Raw genomic sequence first — 17,324 nt, 5'->3', positions numbered from 1 at the left:
TAGGAGGCCAGGATGATATCCATTAGCTTGTGCATGATTGTCAAGAACGAGGCGCACACCCTTAACAACTGCCTGGCATCCGTCAAGGGAATCCCTGATGAGATTATCATCGTCGATACAGGCTCGACAGATCAGACCAGGGAAATCGCCAAGGAATGGACGGATCAGGTATATGACTTCTCTTGGACGGATGATTTCTCAGCGGCGCGCAACGCCTCCTTCCAATACGCCACGAAGCAATACATTCTCTGGTTGGATGCGGATGATATCCTGTTGCCTGAGCAGCGGTCGAAGCTGCTGCAATTAAAGGAGACGTTAGCTGATAATGTGGATGCCGTGAGCATGCCCTATGAAATCCCGCAGCAGATAGACCGCGGAGTGGTGAGCTACACGGTTCGTATACGACTGGTGAAGCGCGATAAAGGCTTCCGCTGGCAAGGCGTGGTTCACGAGGATCTTGCAACTGGCCAGCCTTACCAGTATCTGTCCTCCGACATTAAGGTGACACACACGAAATCAACCAGCGGGACAGCAGCAAGTCCATCACGCCGCAATCTGGATATCTATGAACGCCATCTGGCCAGGGGCTATAAGCTTACGGTCTCGGATCAATTTCACTATGCCAGAGAGTGCCAGCAGCACCATTTGTATGACCAGGCGATCGAATCCTATGAGTTATGTGCGGACCACCCGGATGTCTCGCTGGAGAATCAGATCTTTGCGATGCATAAGCTTGCGACTTGTTATGTCCAGGCGGGCCAACCGCATAAGGAGCTGGAGCTGACGCTAAAAGCGCTGGCCAAGGATGTCCCCTACCCTGCCTTCAGTTGCCGGATGGGGGAACACTTCCTTAAGCAAGGCCATATTGAAGCCGCCATTCATTGGTACAGTACGGCCTATCTTCATCCGATGAAGGAGCGTTACAATGCTTCTGTCGTGGATACAGCCTTTCAGACCTGGCTTCCACATGAACAGTTGGCTATGTGCTATGAGATGCTTGGCGATGCCAAGCAAGCCGATACGCACAGACAATGGGCCGGATTTTACAAAATGGGGATCACAAAAAAAACTTATAAACTTAGTAAGAGCTCTTCCGGGAATACAGGGTAACTTTGAGGCAATTTTATAATGAAAGGAAGCCGACCGTACTTTAGTCAGCTTCCTTATTTTAGTACTATCTTCAAAGTAAATTACGATAGGTTAAGGTTAAGACTAGGCTGAGAAACTCAGCTCGTTCTAGGCTCATTGCCTGGTTTAAGCGACCCTCCTGCCGCTATTCAATAGAAAAAGGCAGCTCCGGAAGCTTGATGCCTCCTGGAACTGTCTTTATCTATGGTTCATTTGCCCCATTATAGCGGATTCCCCCCCTGAGTCCACACCAAACCGCTAAGCCTGAATATTACTATACTAATCATTTAGTATGTTGCTGACTGGAACGAAATCCAAATCTACCGACAGGAAGTGATAAAGTAATGGCCTTTTTATCAACAGGACCGATCGAGAATAATCCGGTTAGCGGAGTGAGGCCTACCCAGCAGGTTACCATTAAAATCGATAACCGCAGCGTGGACATGGCTTCCACAGTATCGATTCAGGGATATTATTTAAATGCCGGAACAAGAGTCTTGTATGTAAGCGAATTACATCATATTTCAGCCAATCAAGTGATCACGAAGAATTATTACGCTGATTTTAATGGTTTTGAATTTACCTTTGTTACACCGGCTACGTCCGAAGACAGTGATCCGGTTCAAGTCTCGGTATGGGGTAAGAGCAGTACAGGTCAGCTGGTAACGGCACACCGCTTGGTGTCTGAAGAACTGCTTGGAGAACATAACGGCGGCGGGGCAGGACCAACTGGACCTACTGGCGCAGGAGCGACGGGTCCCCAAGGGGCTACTGGGCCTCGTGGAGCAACAGGTCCGACCGGGCCAGGGGCAGGGACTACGGGACCTGCTGGCGCGACGGGGCCTCGTGGAGTGACGGGCCCAACCGGGCCAGGGGCAGGGACTACGGGACCTGCTGGCGCGACGGGGCCTCGTGGAGTGACGGGCCCAACCGGGCCAGGGGCAGGGACTACGGGACCTGCTGGCGCGACAGGGCCTCGTGGAGCGACGGGCCCAACCGGGCCAGGGGCAGGGGCTACGGGACCTGCTGGCGCGACAGGGCCTCGTGGAGCGACGGGGCCGACTGGGCCAGGGGCAGGGGCTACGGGACCTGCTGGCGCGACAGGGCCTCGGGGAGCGACGGGGCCGACTGGGCCAGGGGCAGGGGCTACGGGACCTGCTGGCGCGACAGGGCCTCGGGGAGCGACGGGGCCGACTGGGCCAGGGGCAGGGGCTACGGGACCTGCTGGCGCGACAGGGCCTCGGGGAGCGACGGGGCCAGCCGGTCCAGGATCAGGAGCTACTGGTGTTACCGGCGCTACTGGAGCCACAGGGGCTACGGGAGCCACCGGGGCCACCGGCGCTACCGGCGCTACTGGAGCCACCGGCGCTACCGGACCTACCGGAGCCACCGGCGTTACTGGTGCTACCGGACCTACCGGAGCCACCGGCGTTACTGGCGCTACCGGACCTACTGGAGCCACGGGCGTTACCGGAGCCACGGGCGCTACCGGCGTTACTGGACCCACCGGCGCTACTGGCGTTACTGGACCCACCGGCGCTACTGGACATACCGGACCGACTGGCGTCAGGGGTAATACCGGACCGACTGGACCCACCGGCTCTCCAAGTACAGCCCGCCACCTGTTTATTGGAAATAATCTTTCCACCACGTTTGTTGCCAACACTGAAGTTGTATTTAATCAGACGCTTGTCGATAACGGCGCTCCTGATATTGTACTTACAACACAAACTTCAGTTACTCTGCTAAGAGGATACTATTGGATTTCTTGGAATATAAGCGGAGGTCTTGTCGCTGGAGGTACCGTTTTTTCCTTTGCCTTGCGCAAAGGCGTGAACCTAATTGAGGGTGGCAGAGCAGCAACTAGCGTTGCGCCTGATGCTCCGGGTACTTTTTCTATAGGAGCCGATCTAATTGTAGGCGTAACGGGCGCCAGCAACGATATTAATTTATTTAACGATGGTGACAGCGCAGCTTTAACTGCAGTAGCTGGCCGACTGGCAGCCCAAATGTCCATTATGAAAATATCGGATTAACCGCACCTGTATGTGGAATAACTGGATTTCGATCCGGATGGAAAATTAGGAAGCAGCCTTTTTTACAGAGGCTGCTTTTTCATTTCTGCTTGGAAGTCCGATCCGCCTGCTAAGTCCGGCACATCTGCAGAATCCGCGATTGCCATGGCTGTAGGGATGCCATTCCTCGGTCCATAACCGTAAAGTCTGCTTTTCCAGATAATTCTCATCACAAATATTACTAATGCCTAATATTTTGGAGACAACGGCCATACATATAGTTATGGAAGGGCGCAATTATGGACTCAGCGGCTAACTTGCATGAGATCTATTCATTAGGATATATCTGCAATGCCTTATTCCCGGTATGTGAATTGACCATTAGAGGAGGATATAGATCGTGTCAATGCCCAATATTCCTGACATCACGCCCTTGATTACCCTGACGCGAAGCGAAGTCATTAATATGCTGCTGTCTTCGATTGCGCTGGAGGAAATCGGTCTTTCTCATATCATGAATGCCGAAGGCGAGAAGATCCAGCGGATGCTGAAATTCGATAGCATCTCTCTGGATGAGATCCTCCAGGTGAACCGCAGCGTGGAACGCATGCTTCGCACCATTCTTAAGAATCAAATGATGCTGCAGTTCAAGCTGGAGGATGTGATTGATCTTGCCGCCAAGAATGAGGGCCCGCCTGATGAGCAGGAAGAAGAATAAACGAAGTCATTGCCTGGAATCAGTCACCCGCCTGGAACAGGCCTTGCAGCAGTGTTGGCTTAGCCAGACCCGTTACATAGCTGTGACGCTGAGGAACTCGCCAAGCACTTCCCTAGGCTCCCGGTGCTGTCAGATATACTCTTGCCTCCGGCGACAGTGAGCACAGGCTCCAGTTGCTGAGGCATTCGATAGCGGGTATCCATACGGCACCGCAGGTGGCTTGCCCTCATATTTTCGTGGATAGCGTCATTGCAGGAATCATTCCTCATACTTCTCAAGCAGCTCGGCAAGCTCCTTAATCTGCAAAGACAGCTTCTCCAAAGAGCCAACCAGATCACGTTTGAAGCCCTCATTGCGTAGAGAGATTACGGATGCCGGATTACCGCTGGATTCACCGGAACCACCCGGATTGGGATACAACCTGCCAGCTTCAGAATCGTTCTCATGGTATAACGGAAACCCCTCTTCAATCAGAATCCGTACGATCGTTCCCAGATGGTAACGTTCTTTCCTTAGCGTCTCAATCCGTTTCAGCAAGTTCAGCGCCTCATATCTGTACATCACGCTATCCCCCTTCTTCACAATAGGCATAAAGAGGGAATAGTAGGTCAGCCAGCGCTTGACAGTGGTCGGCGGCAGTCTCAACATCTGAATCAGTTCCAATTGGCTGTATGCTCTACTCATCAACCTTCTCCTTTCGTTATCGCATTATCCGGGATGAATATAGCCTGAAATATATGCTATTCTAAAATCTATCCACGAAGTTCGCAATTCATGAGGAAAAAGCAAAAATAATCCGTATTATTCCAATTTAGGGACGAGCATTCATGAATTTAGACACAATGCACAAGAAACGCCTGCAGGGCAACTGAACTTCAGCTGCCCTGCAGGCGTTTCTTTGATTCGAATCACTGCCTATGATTCAAGGGTTCATGTCCTTAAGCAACTTACCGGCTTCAGGGTAATCCGGGTTAAGAATTAGCGCCTCCTGTAGCACAGTCTGCGCCAGTTTGTGATTGCCGCTGGACAGATAGCAACGTGCAAGATAATAACAAGCCAGGAAGCTGCCAGCCCCCTTGGTGGTCAGATGCTCATTGCAGTCCTCCCCGAGGGCAATGCACTCCTGGAACACTTCCCCCGCCTCCCGGAATAATCCCATTTCGAACAGCATCAGTCCCTTGGTGTAATAAAGGTCAACATAGTCAGGATACAGCTGAATTGCCAGATCAATTCCTGACACGGATTCCGGAGTTGGGGAGGTCACCAGAAGAATCGAATATTTTAATTTGTATAGCAGAGAAGGTGGCAGATACCCCTGTTGCACGAATTGGCTAATGGACGAATTCACATAATGATAAGCTTCGTCGAAGGCTTCTCTCCGGTACAGAACACTTGCCATATGATAATCAATCCACGGATCGGGAGAACCCTGATTCTTCTCTTGCTGCAGAATCAGCATATTTCGCTTGTCTTTGTCCCGCTGACTTACGGTTTCATCCAGATAACCATAATGATATACGGTTACCGGCAGCTGGATAATCATGGACTGCCCAATATCCCGGCCAGGCAGATGAAGCTGTTCATGTACACTGCCCCGGAAGCGAAAGCCGCTCTCCCTGCGGAACATTCGTACCTGATTCATTCCGTGCGCGCGCTGCCGGTCCGGCGGATTCTCGCCATAATAGCTGAACAGATGGATGCCGGCCAGCAGGATGGTCTCAGCATCCGTCTGCAGCACTTGCCTGACGTTCATGGCGTCACCGCTCCGGACTTCTTCATCGGCATCCAGCCAGAGCACCCAATCCCCGGTTGCCTGCTCCAGGCTATAGTTGCGTGCTTCAGAGAAATTATCCTGCCATGGATAGTCATATACCGCCGCACCAAAGTCTTCCGCAATCTTCCGGGTCCGGTCCGTTGAGCCGGTATCCACAATTATGATCTCATCAACAGCCTCCCGGATGCTGCGGAGGCAGTTATCTAGCCATCGTTCCTCATTGTGTACAATCATGCACAGAGACAGCTTCTTCTCAGCGTTCAATTTCATAGACTCCCTCCGCTAATAGCTTACATGGTGAACAGCTTATGGATCACACCCGCAGAATAGGACAGCATCTCTTCCGTAAGGCCGGGATGCAAACCGATCCAGAAGGAACGGTTCCTGACTGTATCCGTGTTCGTCAGCGGTCCAGCGAGCCTGTAGGAATCGGCCCTGTAATCGAGCTGGCTAATCGAAGGACCGGGGAACAGCAGGCGCGTGCCAATACGGTGCTCTTCGAGACTCTGAATCAGCTCATTGCGTCCGATTGGAGAATGCTCCTTTACGGTAAGCGGGAAGCCGAGCCAGCTCGGCTCGCTGCCTGGCGTCTCCTCCGGCAGGTACAGCGCATATTGCAAAGGCTCCAGAGCGTGATATAGAAACATATAATGCTCTCTGCGCTTGCGGGTGAATTCGGCAAGCTTGCGAAGCTGCGTGAGACCGATGCCCGCCTGGAGGTCAGCCGCGTGCAGATGGAAGCCCGCGGGACTTAAGGCGTTGCCCTCGGTATAACCTCTCCCGGGAGTCTCCCGTATCCCGGCCCCTGCATTCTTATAGGCGTGAGGAGAGGCCTTGCCCAAGTCGCGCAGGGATTCCACAATCTGCTTCAGAAGGGAGCTTGAGGTCAGCACCGCCCCCCCCTCTCCCATTGTGATCTGTTGTCCCGGAAAGAAGCTGACGGTTGCCAGATCTCCGAATGACCCTGCCGGCTGCCCCTGGTACATTGACCCCAGAGCATCGCCGGCATCCTCAATCAGCCAGAGCCTGTGCCTGTCGGCAAATTCTTTCACATAGGCAATATCAAAGGGGTTGCCCAGCGTATGGGCAACCATAATAGCTTTGGTCTTGGCGGTGACCGCCTGATCCAGCAGCTCCGTCTCCATACTGTAGGTGGGAAGCGCCACATCCACAAAAACCGGAATCAGTCCGTGCTGCAAAATAGGAATAACTGTACTTGGAAATTTATTGGAAGTCGTAATTATCTCATCACCCGGATGTAAGGCCCTTGCTCCCAGATACGGAGAGGTGAGCGCAGAGAGCGCCAGCAGATTGGCACTCGTTCCAGAGTTAAGCAGGAGGGAGTACCGGACTCCCACTGTCATGGCCAGCTGTCTCTCGAACCGTGCCGCCTGGTCTCCTTCAGACAGACAATAATCGAGCGACGCATTCATTAGACTGACAAGCTCCTGCTCGTCAAACACTTTTCCGCTCGCAGTAATCATGTCAACTCCCGGTCTGAATGAATGCTCGGGTCGTTGCTCCCTGTAATATAGTGCAGACAATTCCATTATTTGATCTCTGCGGATTGAGTTCAAGCCATCCTCTCCTTTGCTGTTTCATTCATTCCCGGTTCTCACGGATATTGTGGCCTTGGGATAATATATGCGGCTAACGGTAACATAGAAATGATTTATCCTAAGGAAATGAGCAAAGGCTTGTCCATTATGTAACGCAATTACGGATGTAGTGGATTGAAGGATGTCCACGGAGTTACGGAACCCATAAAGAACCCGGTAATGCTGAGAATAAATGCACAACCAGGTCCCTTGAGTCCGCTGCTGAAGGCAGGAATAATCTTAACGCTGCCGGGCAGGATTGCCGACAACGGTAGCTCCGGGCAGAACATCCTTGGTGACAACCGCTCCAGCCCCTACAACCGCCTGACTGCCGATTTCTATAGGAAGCAGGGACGCATTATTACCTATCCGGGCCCCCCTGCGGATTCGCGGTCCGCTGTGATGTCCTTTGCCGCTGGCCATGTACTTATCATTGGACATGGAGCAGCAGGGTCCGATGAAGACCTGATCCTCAATCACCGTATCCGCCGTGATGTACGAGCCGGTCTGAATCGTCGTCTCTGATCCGATTACGGTATTCGGCTCGACCATAACATTCCGCCCCAGTATCGTATCCTTCCCGATGACAATCTGTTCACGGATACTGGCATGATCTGCAATCAGAACACCGCTGCCGATCACGGAACCGGCATACACTGTAACCTGACTGCCGATCATTACATCAGCTTCAATGAATAAAGCCGGAAGATCTTTGGCAGGTTTCCTGGCCATCTTCCGGTTCGCACCGGGTTTCTTGCCGAGAATCGTCAGATCCCCGATCACTGTTCGATCTCCAATCTGTGTACCCGCTTTGATCACACAGTGGTGACCTATAGTCACCTGGTTGCCGATGACAACCCCCTCTTCCACTACCACATACTCTCCAAGCTCCACATCCTGCCCGATTCTTGCGCTCTCATGAATGCTCAACGCTCATTCTCCTCACATCTGGTTTAGATTGATTGCAGACGTTGATATATTTCAAGTATCCTCCGGCTGTTCTTGACCATATCATGGTGCTGCTCCACATAGGCTCTTCCCCGGATACCAATCTCCGGCAGACAATCCCGTTCTTGCAGCAACTTCTCCAGAACACTCTGAATCGTATCCGGGTTGGCACGGATCAGGGGTAGCTCCGCCGGATACTGCTCCGTCATGTAATCGCTGATCCAGCAGATAACCGGTTTGCCAAACGCCATACTCTCCACGGCCAGAAGGCCATAACTACCGATATGCAGTTGATCAATAATCAGATCTGCCTTCTGATAAATTTCCTTAGCCTGCTCGTGGGACATTCCCTGAACCAGCTGAAAATCAAAATCATACTGCTCCTTCAGAGCTTCAATGGCCTTCAGAATCACCTCGGTTCCCTTGAGTCCCGGATTCGTTGGTGCATGAACAATCAGCAGCCTCTCATTCGGCTTCCATTCTTCCTGCACGGAATAGCGGGTCAGATCTACCATCATCGGAACAACCGATACCTGGGGATAGTAGTCCTTCACATATTGTTCAAGCTCTTTATCGGCCACAATGCAATGCTGCACATGACGGGAGAGCTGGGACAGCCGCCGTCTCAATGGGCGTTCATGCTGTGTAACAAGCACATAAGGATTAGTCTTCTTCCCTACCGAATACAGCCGGACATCGCTGCCCCAATGCTGCATAATGATTGATTTACCTGCTTGCCGCAGCAGAGGGTAATCCGTATGATCAAGAGCGATACTCTGGGCAAAATGGAAATGAAAAAGATCATACTTGGGAAGGAGAGCGAGGGTTAACCTGCGTAATTTATCGTGTATTCCCCGCCTGGTCATCTCGGAAACCAATGGAAAGCTGTAGTCCGAGCCATATTTCAGATAAGTTGAAGAATAATCCAGAGAATGTGCCATGACTCCCTGAGCCTGCAGTCCTCGGTTTAAGGTATTCATCTGGTTAGCAATCTCCATAGTCCCCTGCAATACACGAATTGAAGCAGTAGGAAACTTGCTGTCAGCTTGTGAGTATAAGTCCTTCAATACCTCGTCTTCAGGATCATCTTCCAGGCCTCTCCACAACCATAGCCATCCATTGGGGACATTCCCCTTACGGACTGACAGTTCTGCACGATATTTATAGTAGACTGAGGTTGTAACTTCCTCCTTCTCCCATCTGTCCAGTAGTGATTCCGCAGCATCCCACTGCGCCATGTTCATAGCAGCTTCAATCAACGCTTCAATATCCGCACTGATCTTCATCCCCTCCTTCTGCCTGCCGCCATCATTACCGCTGCCATCCACCCGCCCCCATAATCTCTGTGGAGAATTCCGCCAGGGGCAGGGCCACCCTGCGGCCTTCAAGAGCGGAACGGTAGATGGCAAAGATGGCTTCAATCGCTTTGGTGGCCTCTACGGAATCGACGACCATTCCTTCAGACCCGTTCTGGATTCTGTCCAGATATGCTTCGTACATGCGCAGCTGCTCATCCCTGTCCGCCTCCAGTTGCCGAAGCTCCTCTTCCTCTACGTGAACTCCATTGACCTCAAACCGTTCAATCTGCTCCAGTTGGGTCCCGCTAATAATCAGCGTGCCCTTCTCTGCGAATAGACGAATGGAGTAGCCGAAATTGCCGGGTCTTGTGATCGTATTGGCTTCAACCAGTCCTTTGGTTCCATTCCGGAAGGATAAGACAGCAAGTGCGACATCCTCGATTTCCTTACCTTCCTGAACCTTCTGCAGCTCGCCGTAAGCTCCCTCCACATCTCCAAGGAACCAGAGAAGCAGATCAATGAGATGAATGCCCTGATTCAGCAGCATGCCGCCATCCTGGTCCCAGGTCCCTCTCCAGGCGGCCTGACGGAAATACTCCGGGGAACGGCTGATTTCGAGTGATGCTACGCCATAATACAGCTCTCCAAGCAGACCGCTGTCAATGTAATTCTTAATTCTCAGCATCGGGAGACGGTAGCGCATCTGATGGCAGACCAGTAAGTTCAGGCCACGCTTACTGGCCAGTTTAGACAGCAGCCTCGAATCCTCCAGTGTAAGCGCAAGCGGCTTCTCGATAATGACATGCTTCCCGGCTATCAGCGCATCCCCTGCCATATCGGCATGATGTCCGCTGGAAGTGGCAATTACAATTACCTTCACCTCCGGATGTACCAGTAAATCCGCGTAGTCGGGATACATCGCTACCTCACTTGCAGTGTGGCCCGCCTCAGTCAATTGCTGGTGGATGATTTCCATTCGCTCTACCGATATATCACTGATAGCCACTACCCTGGCCGAGCCCAGCCGCGATAGAGTTGCGGCGTGCTTCTCTGTAATCCGACCGCAGCCGATGATGCCAATGCCAAGCTTCATGTGATTATTCACACCTTCCCTGAATAGTTCAGAGCAACCTCCAGAACCTCCTGCTGTTCCACAGCAGACAGGAACGGGTGAAGCGGAAGCGCGAGGAGCCGCTCGGATTTGCTCTCTGCAACCGGCAGATCTCCCGGCTTATAGCCAAGCTGCCGGTAGACCTGCTGCAAATGCAGCGGCAGCGGATAGTAAGACCCGCTGGCGATGCTGTTCGCCTGCAGGTATGCCATGAAGTCATCCCTATGCTCATGCTCCAAACAATATAGATGATAGACATGGGAATTACCCTGATGCCGATTCACCGGAGTGCTCAGCCCGCTCTTCCCGTTCAAGCTGTCGTATACCTTCGCGAGAGCACGGCGTACTCCATTCCAGCCGTCGATGTGCTTCAGTCCGCTGCGGAGTACAGCGGCATGAATCTCATCCAGCCTGCTGTTGAAGCCAATCTCTTCATGATAATATTTCTTCACACTGCCATGGTGCCGGAGCTTACGCAGCCGCGCCGCCAGTTCCCCATCCCTTGTCACCAGCATTCCGCCGTCACCGATGGTTGACAGATTCTTGGTTGGAAAAAAGGAGTAGCAGCCGATCCGGCCGATCGTTCCGAGCTTAACCCCGTTCTCCTCTGCTCCGAAGGCCTGGCAGGCATCTTCAATCAGCTCCAGACCGTATTGATCAGCCAGTGCCGTGAACTCCCGCATACCGCAGGATTGGCCAAAAATATGCACCGGAAGAATCGCCTTGGTCCGCGGGGTAATTCTTGCTTCAACGGATGCAGGGTCCAGATTATACGTCTCTGGATCAATGTCCGCGAAGACCGGCATTGCCCCGACTCTTGAGATCGCCTCTGCTGTAGCGAAGAAAGTGAACGGTGTAGTAATAACTTCATCTCCCGCACCGATATCCAGTGCCGTCAAGGCCATAACCAATGCATCTGTCCCATTGCCGACGGAGACGGCATAGGGGACCCCCAGATAGGCTGCCGTCTCTTCCTCGAAACGTCTTACCTCTTCACCCAGAATGAACTGTCCGCGGTCAAGCACAGTCTCAACTGCGCTTAGAATTTCGGATTTCATGGACTGGAATTGTCTGTCAATCTGTATCAGTGATATCAAGTGATTCACGCTCCTTAGTATTTATCAAGGTTCTTCGTCCCTCTCCCGGCGCATATGTTATTCATGCGTAAATATGGATGTAGGAGGCTGAAAATTATGAACCTTGCGGATTTCCCGGATTTCAGCGGAAAGCATATTTTTATTACCGGAGGGGCCGGATTTATCGGGTCCTCATTAATCGGCGCCATTATTGAACATAACAAGGTGACGGTGTATGACAATTTCTCCAGGGATGCACTGAAGTTCAAACCCTACCGCAACCATCCTAATCTGAACATCGTACATGGTGATATTCTCGATCCGGAAGCGCTGAAGACTGCTATTCAGGGCGCAACCCATGTCGTTCATGCCGCAGGCATTGCAGGGATTGATACGGTAATCCGCAATCCCGTGCAGACGATGAAGGTCAATATGATCGGCTCCTCCAACCTGCTGGAAGCGGCAGCCACTCTGGATCACTGCGAGCGCGTGATCTGCTTCAGCACCAGCGAGGTCTTCGGGCAGGTTGCCTTTCGCGCCAATGAGTCCAATGCCACCGTGCTGGGGGCTGTAGGCGAAGCAAGATGGACCTATGCGGTAAGCAAGCTTGCCGAAGAGCATCTGACTTATGCCCACTATAAGGAGTTTGGCTTGCCCACCGTCATTATCCGGCCATTCAATATCTATGGTCCCGGACAAATCGGGGAAGGCGCCATTAAGACGATGATTGAGCTTGCTCTGCAGAACCAGACCATTCAGGTGCATGGCAGCGGAACTCAGATCCGGGCCTGGTGTTATGTCGATGACATGGTTGAAGGCATTATGCGCTGCCTCACGGTAAATGCAGCAGTCGGAGAATCCTTCAATCTGGGCAACGAATCGACCATTATCACCATCTATGGCCTTGCCAACACTATTGTGCGCGTGCTGGGCTCTAAGTCTCCTATTCAGTACCAGGCGAAGGATACTGTCGATGTCGAGCTACGCATCCCTGAACTCAACAAAGCCAGACAGGTGCTTGGCTTCCAGGCCAAGATCGACCTGGAAGAAGGCATCAAGCTTACAGCCGCCCATATCCGTCAGGAGATGGATAATAATTCTATATAAGGGGTCTTAAACCATGAACACTACACACTATGACCGGATATTCATCACCGGCTATTCCAGCTTTATCGGGAGTCATGTATTCAGCCTTCTCAAGGATTCGGGAATGGCCGGTCAGGTCATCTTGCTAGGGCGTAAGCCGCAGGCCCTTGCTTCCGCCTCCTGGAAATACTTAGATCTTACGGAGCCGCAGCCTGCGGGCCTTCCCTACAACGGCCGTAATCTGCTTATCCATTACGCGGCACAGCTGCCCGGCTCTATTTCTGTAGATTATAAGAAGCTGTTCGACAGCGAAGCAGAGTTCCTTGAGCGTTGCCGGATAATGCAGATTACGGATATTGTATATGCCTCGACTGGAGGAGTATACGGATATTCCGGCAGCAGACGGGAGAGTGATCCCCCCCATCCTGAAGATCCCTATTCCGTCTACAAGTTAGCCATTGAAGAGAATGTGACTTGCCTCTGGCCCCGCAATCACCTGATTCTGCGTTATTTCTTCCCCTTCGGGGCCGGGCAAGGAATCCCCCGGCTGATTCCAGGGCTGATTCATAAACTGATGGGTAATGAGACGATTCGGATTGCCGGAGAGAGCCATGGCCTGACCCTGAATCCCGTTTACATCGCGGATGCTGCTGAAGCATCCGCCTGGCTGATCCGCAATAATCTGCACGGCATCTACAATATCGCTGGCCGGCACAGGCTGACTTTGCTTGAGCTGGTTCAGCAGTTATCCAGCGGGCTGAACCGGACACCCAAGCTTGAATACTCTAATGAGCAGGACAGGGAAATGACTGGCTCCGCCGATAAAGTGCTGTCTATGCACAGCGGGCTGTTATCCACCCCCTGGAACGAAGCCATCCGCCGTACAGTGACAACCTATTTCGACCCCTCAGTACCTTTAAGCGAAGGAGTGGCCAGAGATGAAGCAATGGAAAAGTGAGGGCAGCGGCGAGATCGACCGTAAGCGCCTCGGCAGTTGCGGAGACAATGTCATTCTGGAAGACGGTGTCCGCATCTTCCACCCGGAGAACGTGCATTTTGGCGACAATGTGTACATTGGACACGATACGATAGTGAAGGGCTATTACAAGCATGAGCTGCGAATTGGCTCGCACAGTTGGATAGGCCCAAATTGCTTCCTCCACGGAGCAGGTGGTCTGCACATTGGCGAATACAGCGGAATCGGTCCTGCGGTACGGATTCATGGGGCTGCCCATATCGAAGGGGGAAACCCTAAGGAGGCCACAGTATTTGCCCCGCTCAAATATTCTCCTATCAAAATAGAACAAAACTGCAATATAGGAATCGGGGCAACGATTCTTGGCGGAGTAACGATCGGTGCCCATAGCAAGGTTGGAGCCGGTGCGGTGGTTACCCGTTCCATGCCGCCTTATAGCGTTGCAGTAGGCATACCCGCTAAAGTTATTCGCAGCCGGATTTGAATTAGGGACTGAAGGAAGCTCTCCGGTTGACAATATCAGCACTGTAATCGGCTCCGGTTTGCAGACTAAGATCGAAATATTCATTCATTTTGACGAGAATAGGCTGGATACAGGCTTTCTTTTGCTCCGCACTAAACGTCCTGGTGAATGAATTACTCATATAATTCAGCGCCATCTTGGCATAATGATTACCTATGGCATAATTCTTAACGGTTTGTCTGGTTTGCTCCCCGTACTGATCCCATTCAAAAGCAGGGAAGTACATCCTCTCATCAAAATGTTGGATAATGTAATCCAGGATATAAATCAGGGATTGAATCCTATTGTCTATTTGAAAGGTCAAGCTGCTTGAATGTCTACGGTAATTGAGCAGGGGCTCCTTCACATGCTTGCGGACCCAGCCGCGTTCGCAATTGATTACACAGTTCAATGTATCGCCGGCAAGCTTCTTCAACGGATCAATGAACCAGTTATTCTCTTGGTAAAAGGATGTCTTGAACATGCCAATCATTGGAACAACACCTGATCCCCATCTCTGAAAAACAAGACGGATAATATCCTTATCGTTATATTCCTGGTAAGTCCATTGACCGATCGGGTTCCCGGCAGGTCCCACCAGCCCCATATCACCGTAGACATAATCTATCTCAGGTCCTTCTGCCTCCTGAAAAGCTTGCAAGTATCTCTCCAGCACCCTGTCATGCGGGAGATAGTCATCTGAACTCAGAAGAAGGGTATACTTCCCTTCTGCGGTCTCATATATTTGCTGAAAGGCTCTGTCAGGAAGTCCGGTGTGCCCGCCATCGCTAATCAGCTTAATATTATCGTAGAGCTTCACGTATCGTTCAATTACCGCCATGGAGTTATCCGTTGACCCGTCGTCTACAATGAGTATTTCAATGTTGGGATGGGTCTGACTGAGCACAGACTGTAGGCATGCATCCAGATACTGGCTGTAATTATAGTTGATGATACCTACTGTAATTTTCGGCACAGCCGCTAGATCTGCCGGCTCAGCTTCTGCCGACTCCTCCAGAAGCTCTTCCAGCAGCTTCTTAATCTGTCCGGTCTGCTGCCGGAAATCATACCGCTCCTCTATGAAGGAGCGGTAACGGACGGAGGTATAGCTGTCCTCCGTTACAAGCTGCACCAGATCACCTATGGAGTTCCAGATAAAATCCTTCTCAAACACCTCTTCAGCACCATAGAAATTGTGAATCAGCGGTTTAATTCCCTTAGCCATAGCCTCCATCACCGAGATATGCTGGCTCTCCAGAGGGCTGGTAACCAGCACATACTGTTTATCCTCCAGATAGTGATCCAGATCCCCTTGCCAGCCGTCAAAATGTACACTGTCCTGCAAATCCAGCACTTCAATCATCTGGTTGAAATAGAGCTGAAAACGGATCTCCTGATGCACACCGGCGATGTGAAGCTGGTAACGGGAATCCCGGTCATGAATCGCCTTGAAAGCATGCAGCAGCAGCATAGGCCCTTTCTTATAATTGATGTAGCCTACATAGGCAATATCGAAGCCCTTCTCCCGTTCGGCGAAATTGTACTTCTCCAGCTCCAGGCCGCCTGCAATGACCATTGTCTGCTCTTCCTTCAGACCGGTTCTTCTACCCAGAACATGGTTGCGTATATGGCTTCCAACAAAGATGAGCCGGTCAACAGTACTCCAGTTGACCCTGTATATATTCCTGGAGAATGCTTCGAAGCTGTGCAACCGGCAGATGAGGATTCGCTTCTGGGCAAGCGGAAGCTTGCTCCCGGCCATCACCAGGTCATCGCACCATTCGAACCAGCAGATATCAGCCTCCTCCATCTCCGGGCCAAGCTGCTCATGATCCGTGACGATAACCTTTCTGGTCAGAAAGTGTTCGGACAGCGCCATGATTATTGGATTAAGGAAGTTATCTAAGCCCGGCTTGACGAAGAATACGACCCTCGCTTTGCCTTCCGCTATGATATGGGGGAGCTGTTTCATGAAACTTCATCTTCTGCAGAAGATTTACTTTCTTCCTTGGGCTTAACCTTCCCCTCGAACCATTTGCGGTTGTGGAGGATCGCAGCATCATTCGGGCGGAACGTCGCGGCCAGCTCGTTATGCTCATTAGCTTTTTCAAGTTCTCCTATTTTGGAATAGCAGAGGCACATCTGCAGGTGAGGGTACCACGTAGAGTATGCAGGATAGCTGAAGCTCCATTGATTGTCGTCCGGCTGAAGCTTGGTGGCCAGGTCATACCAGAATATTGCGTGCTTATATTCCAGATTTTTCTGGAAATTATAGCCGATCCGGCTACAGGCCTCCGGACGGGGCGTACGCGTGAACTGGAATGACTGCAGCAGAGCGGCCAGCTCATTGAAGCTGTCACCGAGCGCGCGGTAGCAATCCCCCTTATTGATGCAGGCATAGAATTTGTCTTCGACCCAGCCTTCCTTCATTTCTATATTCTTGTCATACGCCTTAATGGCTTCTTCCGGATGGCCATTCTCACGCAGCTCATTCCCGTAATAGAAATAATCCCGGGCAGAGAAGGTATCGCCCCGTTCAATCCGTGTCTTGTATATGGACAGGTTCCGGCCTACGGAATGCTTGATCTTCTTATGGGTGACCGAGATATTCTCGTTGATGATCTTGCCAAACACATTCAGGTACTGATGAGCCTCTCCCTGCCACTGGAAATTGCGGTCCCGGCGTACCAGACGGTTACGGCGGTACCGCAGCGTAACATTTCCGTACGCGTCTGTCCCGGCGTCATAGAACATCGAGACAGAATCTACCGAAGGGTCCAGGGTCTCCTTGAGCTTGCGCAGCTTCTCACGGTCTTCGTCCAGAATGACATCATCCGCATCCAGATACAGCAGATACTCCTTCGTAGCATGTTTGAACGACTCCGTCCGGGCTTCAGCGAAGCTTCCCGTCCAGGGAAAGAAGAAGACGCGGTCGGTGTAACGCTTGGCAATTTCCACTGTGCTGTCTGTTGAACCGGTATCTATAATATTAATCTCATCCACAATATCATGGATGGAGTCCAGGCAACGGGCCAGCACTGCTTCTTCATTCTTGACGATCATACACAAGCTAATAGTAATCATATGATTTCCT

The 17,324-nt window shown here is 51.7% G+C and carries 15 protein-coding genes; 6 read left to right on the top strand and 9 right to left on the bottom strand.

The window, feature by feature from the left end; genetic code table 11:
• Nucleotides 1-12: 12 nt before the first annotated feature.
• The 3 genes from NSS64_RS05970 to NSS64_RS05960 all read left to right on the top strand — a co-directional run bounded on the left by NSS64_RS05970 (nucleotide 13) and on the right by NSS64_RS05960 (nucleotide 3,861).
• Entirely contained in the window at nucleotides 13-1,110 is a 1,098-nt protein-coding gene (locus NSS64_RS05970; RefSeq protein WP_341139532.1) for a tetratricopeptide repeat-containing glycosyltransferase family 2 protein, read from the top strand.
• 362 nt (nucleotides 1,111-1,472) lie between these two features.
• Nucleotides 1,473-3,164, top strand: coding sequence for a collagen-like triple helix repeat-containing protein (locus NSS64_RS05965; RefSeq protein WP_341139531.1), 1,692 nt, complete (start codon nucleotides 1,473-1,475; stop codon nucleotides 3,162-3,164).
• Nucleotides 3,165-3,543: 379 nt separating this feature from the next.
• Nucleotides 3,544-3,861, top strand: a complete 318-nt coding sequence (locus NSS64_RS05960; protein WP_173140217.1) for a hypothetical protein — start codon at nucleotides 3,544-3,546, stop codon at nucleotides 3,859-3,861.
• Nucleotides 3,862-4,119: 258 nt separating this feature from the next.
• Here NSS64_RS05960 and NSS64_RS05955 read toward each other — a convergent pair whose 3' ends face one another.
• From NSS64_RS05955 to NSS64_RS05925, 7 genes are all read right to left on the bottom strand, one after another.
• Nucleotides 4,120-4,545: a MerR family transcriptional regulator gene (locus NSS64_RS05955; RefSeq protein ID WP_341139530.1), complete on the bottom strand. Its 426-nt coding sequence runs from the start codon at nucleotides 4,543-4,545 to the stop codon at nucleotides 4,120-4,122.
• Between the two features lie 238 nt (nucleotides 4,546-4,783).
• Nucleotides 4,784-5,905 carry a glycosyltransferase gene (locus tag NSS64_RS05950; RefSeq protein ID WP_341139529.1) on the bottom strand — a complete coding sequence of 374 codons (1,122 nt, stop codon included), beginning with the start codon at nucleotides 5,903-5,905 and terminating at the stop codon, nucleotides 4,784-4,786.
• 20 nt (nucleotides 5,906-5,925) lie between these two features.
• Nucleotides 5,926-7,212, bottom strand: a complete 1,287-nt coding sequence (rfbH, locus tag NSS64_RS05945) for a lipopolysaccharide biosynthesis protein RfbH (RefSeq protein ID WP_341139528.1) — start codon at nucleotides 7,210-7,212, stop codon at nucleotides 5,926-5,928.
• Nucleotides 7,213-7,473: 261 nt separating this feature from the next.
• Nucleotides 7,474-8,163 (bottom strand): N-acetyltransferase, encoded by a 690-nt coding sequence (locus NSS64_RS05940; RefSeq protein WP_341139527.1) that lies wholly within the window; start codon nucleotides 8,161-8,163, stop codon nucleotides 7,474-7,476.
• Between the two features lie 23 nt (nucleotides 8,164-8,186).
• Nucleotides 8,187-9,467, bottom strand: a complete 1,281-nt coding sequence (locus NSS64_RS05935) for a glycosyltransferase (protein ID WP_341139526.1) — start codon at nucleotides 9,465-9,467, stop codon at nucleotides 8,187-8,189.
• Nucleotides 9,468-9,492: 25 nt separating this feature from the next.
• Nucleotides 9,493-10,572 carry a Gfo/Idh/MocA family protein gene (locus tag NSS64_RS05930; protein WP_341139525.1) on the bottom strand — a complete coding sequence of 360 codons (1,080 nt, stop codon included), beginning with the start codon at nucleotides 10,570-10,572 and terminating at the stop codon, nucleotides 9,493-9,495.
• A gap of 8 nt (nucleotides 10,573-10,580) precedes the next feature.
• The gene (locus tag NSS64_RS05925; RefSeq protein ID WP_445667774.1) at nucleotides 10,581-11,687 is read right to left on the bottom strand and encodes a DegT/DnrJ/EryC1/StrS family aminotransferase; all 1,107 of its coding nucleotides are present in this window, start codon (nucleotides 11,685-11,687) and stop codon (nucleotides 10,581-10,583) included.
• Nucleotides 11,688-11,783: 96 nt separating this feature from the next.
• Between NSS64_RS05925 and NSS64_RS05920 the strand changes: the two genes are divergently transcribed.
• Genes NSS64_RS05920 through NSS64_RS05910 form a run of 3 tightly spaced genes read left to right on the top strand, consistent with a single transcriptional unit; the run spans nucleotide 11,784 to nucleotide 14,212 of the window.
• On the top strand, nucleotides 11,784-12,773 hold the full coding sequence (locus NSS64_RS05920) for an NAD-dependent epimerase/dehydratase family protein (RefSeq protein ID WP_341139523.1): 990 nt from the start codon (nucleotides 11,784-11,786) through the stop codon (nucleotides 12,771-12,773).
• A gap of 13 nt (nucleotides 12,774-12,786) precedes the next feature.
• Nucleotides 12,787-13,710 carry an NAD-dependent epimerase/dehydratase family protein gene (locus tag NSS64_RS05915; RefSeq protein WP_341139522.1) on the top strand — a complete coding sequence of 308 codons (924 nt, stop codon included), beginning with the start codon at nucleotides 12,787-12,789 and terminating at the stop codon, nucleotides 13,708-13,710.
• Nucleotides 13,691-14,212, top strand: coding sequence for an acyltransferase (locus NSS64_RS05910; RefSeq protein ID WP_341139521.1), 522 nt, complete (start codon nucleotides 13,691-13,693; stop codon nucleotides 14,210-14,212). Before NSS64_RS05915 ends, NSS64_RS05910 begins: the two co-directional genes overlap by 20 nt.
• Before the next feature lies 1 nt (nucleotide 14,213).
• Here NSS64_RS05910 and NSS64_RS05905 read toward each other — a convergent pair whose 3' ends face one another.
• Both NSS64_RS05905 and NSS64_RS05900 read right to left on the bottom strand, forming a co-directional pair.
• Nucleotides 14,214-16,202 (bottom strand): glycosyltransferase, encoded by a 1,989-nt coding sequence (locus tag NSS64_RS05905; RefSeq protein ID WP_341139520.1) that lies wholly within the window; start codon nucleotides 16,200-16,202, stop codon nucleotides 14,214-14,216.
• Nucleotides 16,199-17,314, bottom strand: a complete 1,116-nt coding sequence (locus tag NSS64_RS05900; RefSeq protein WP_341139519.1) for a glycosyltransferase — start codon at nucleotides 17,312-17,314, stop codon at nucleotides 16,199-16,201. Before NSS64_RS05900 ends, NSS64_RS05905 begins: the two co-directional genes overlap by 4 nt.
• Between the last annotated feature and the right edge of the window lie 10 nt (nucleotides 17,315-17,324).

Origin of the sequence: Paenibacillus sp. FSL H8-0122, assembly GCF_038005345.1 — a bacterium.
In the GTDB taxonomy this organism is placed as follows: Bacteria; Bacillota; Bacilli; order Paenibacillales; family Paenibacillaceae; genus Paenibacillus_AQ.
Note: the sequence above shows the minus strand (reverse complement) of the source record. Positions and strands in the feature narration are given on the sequence as shown.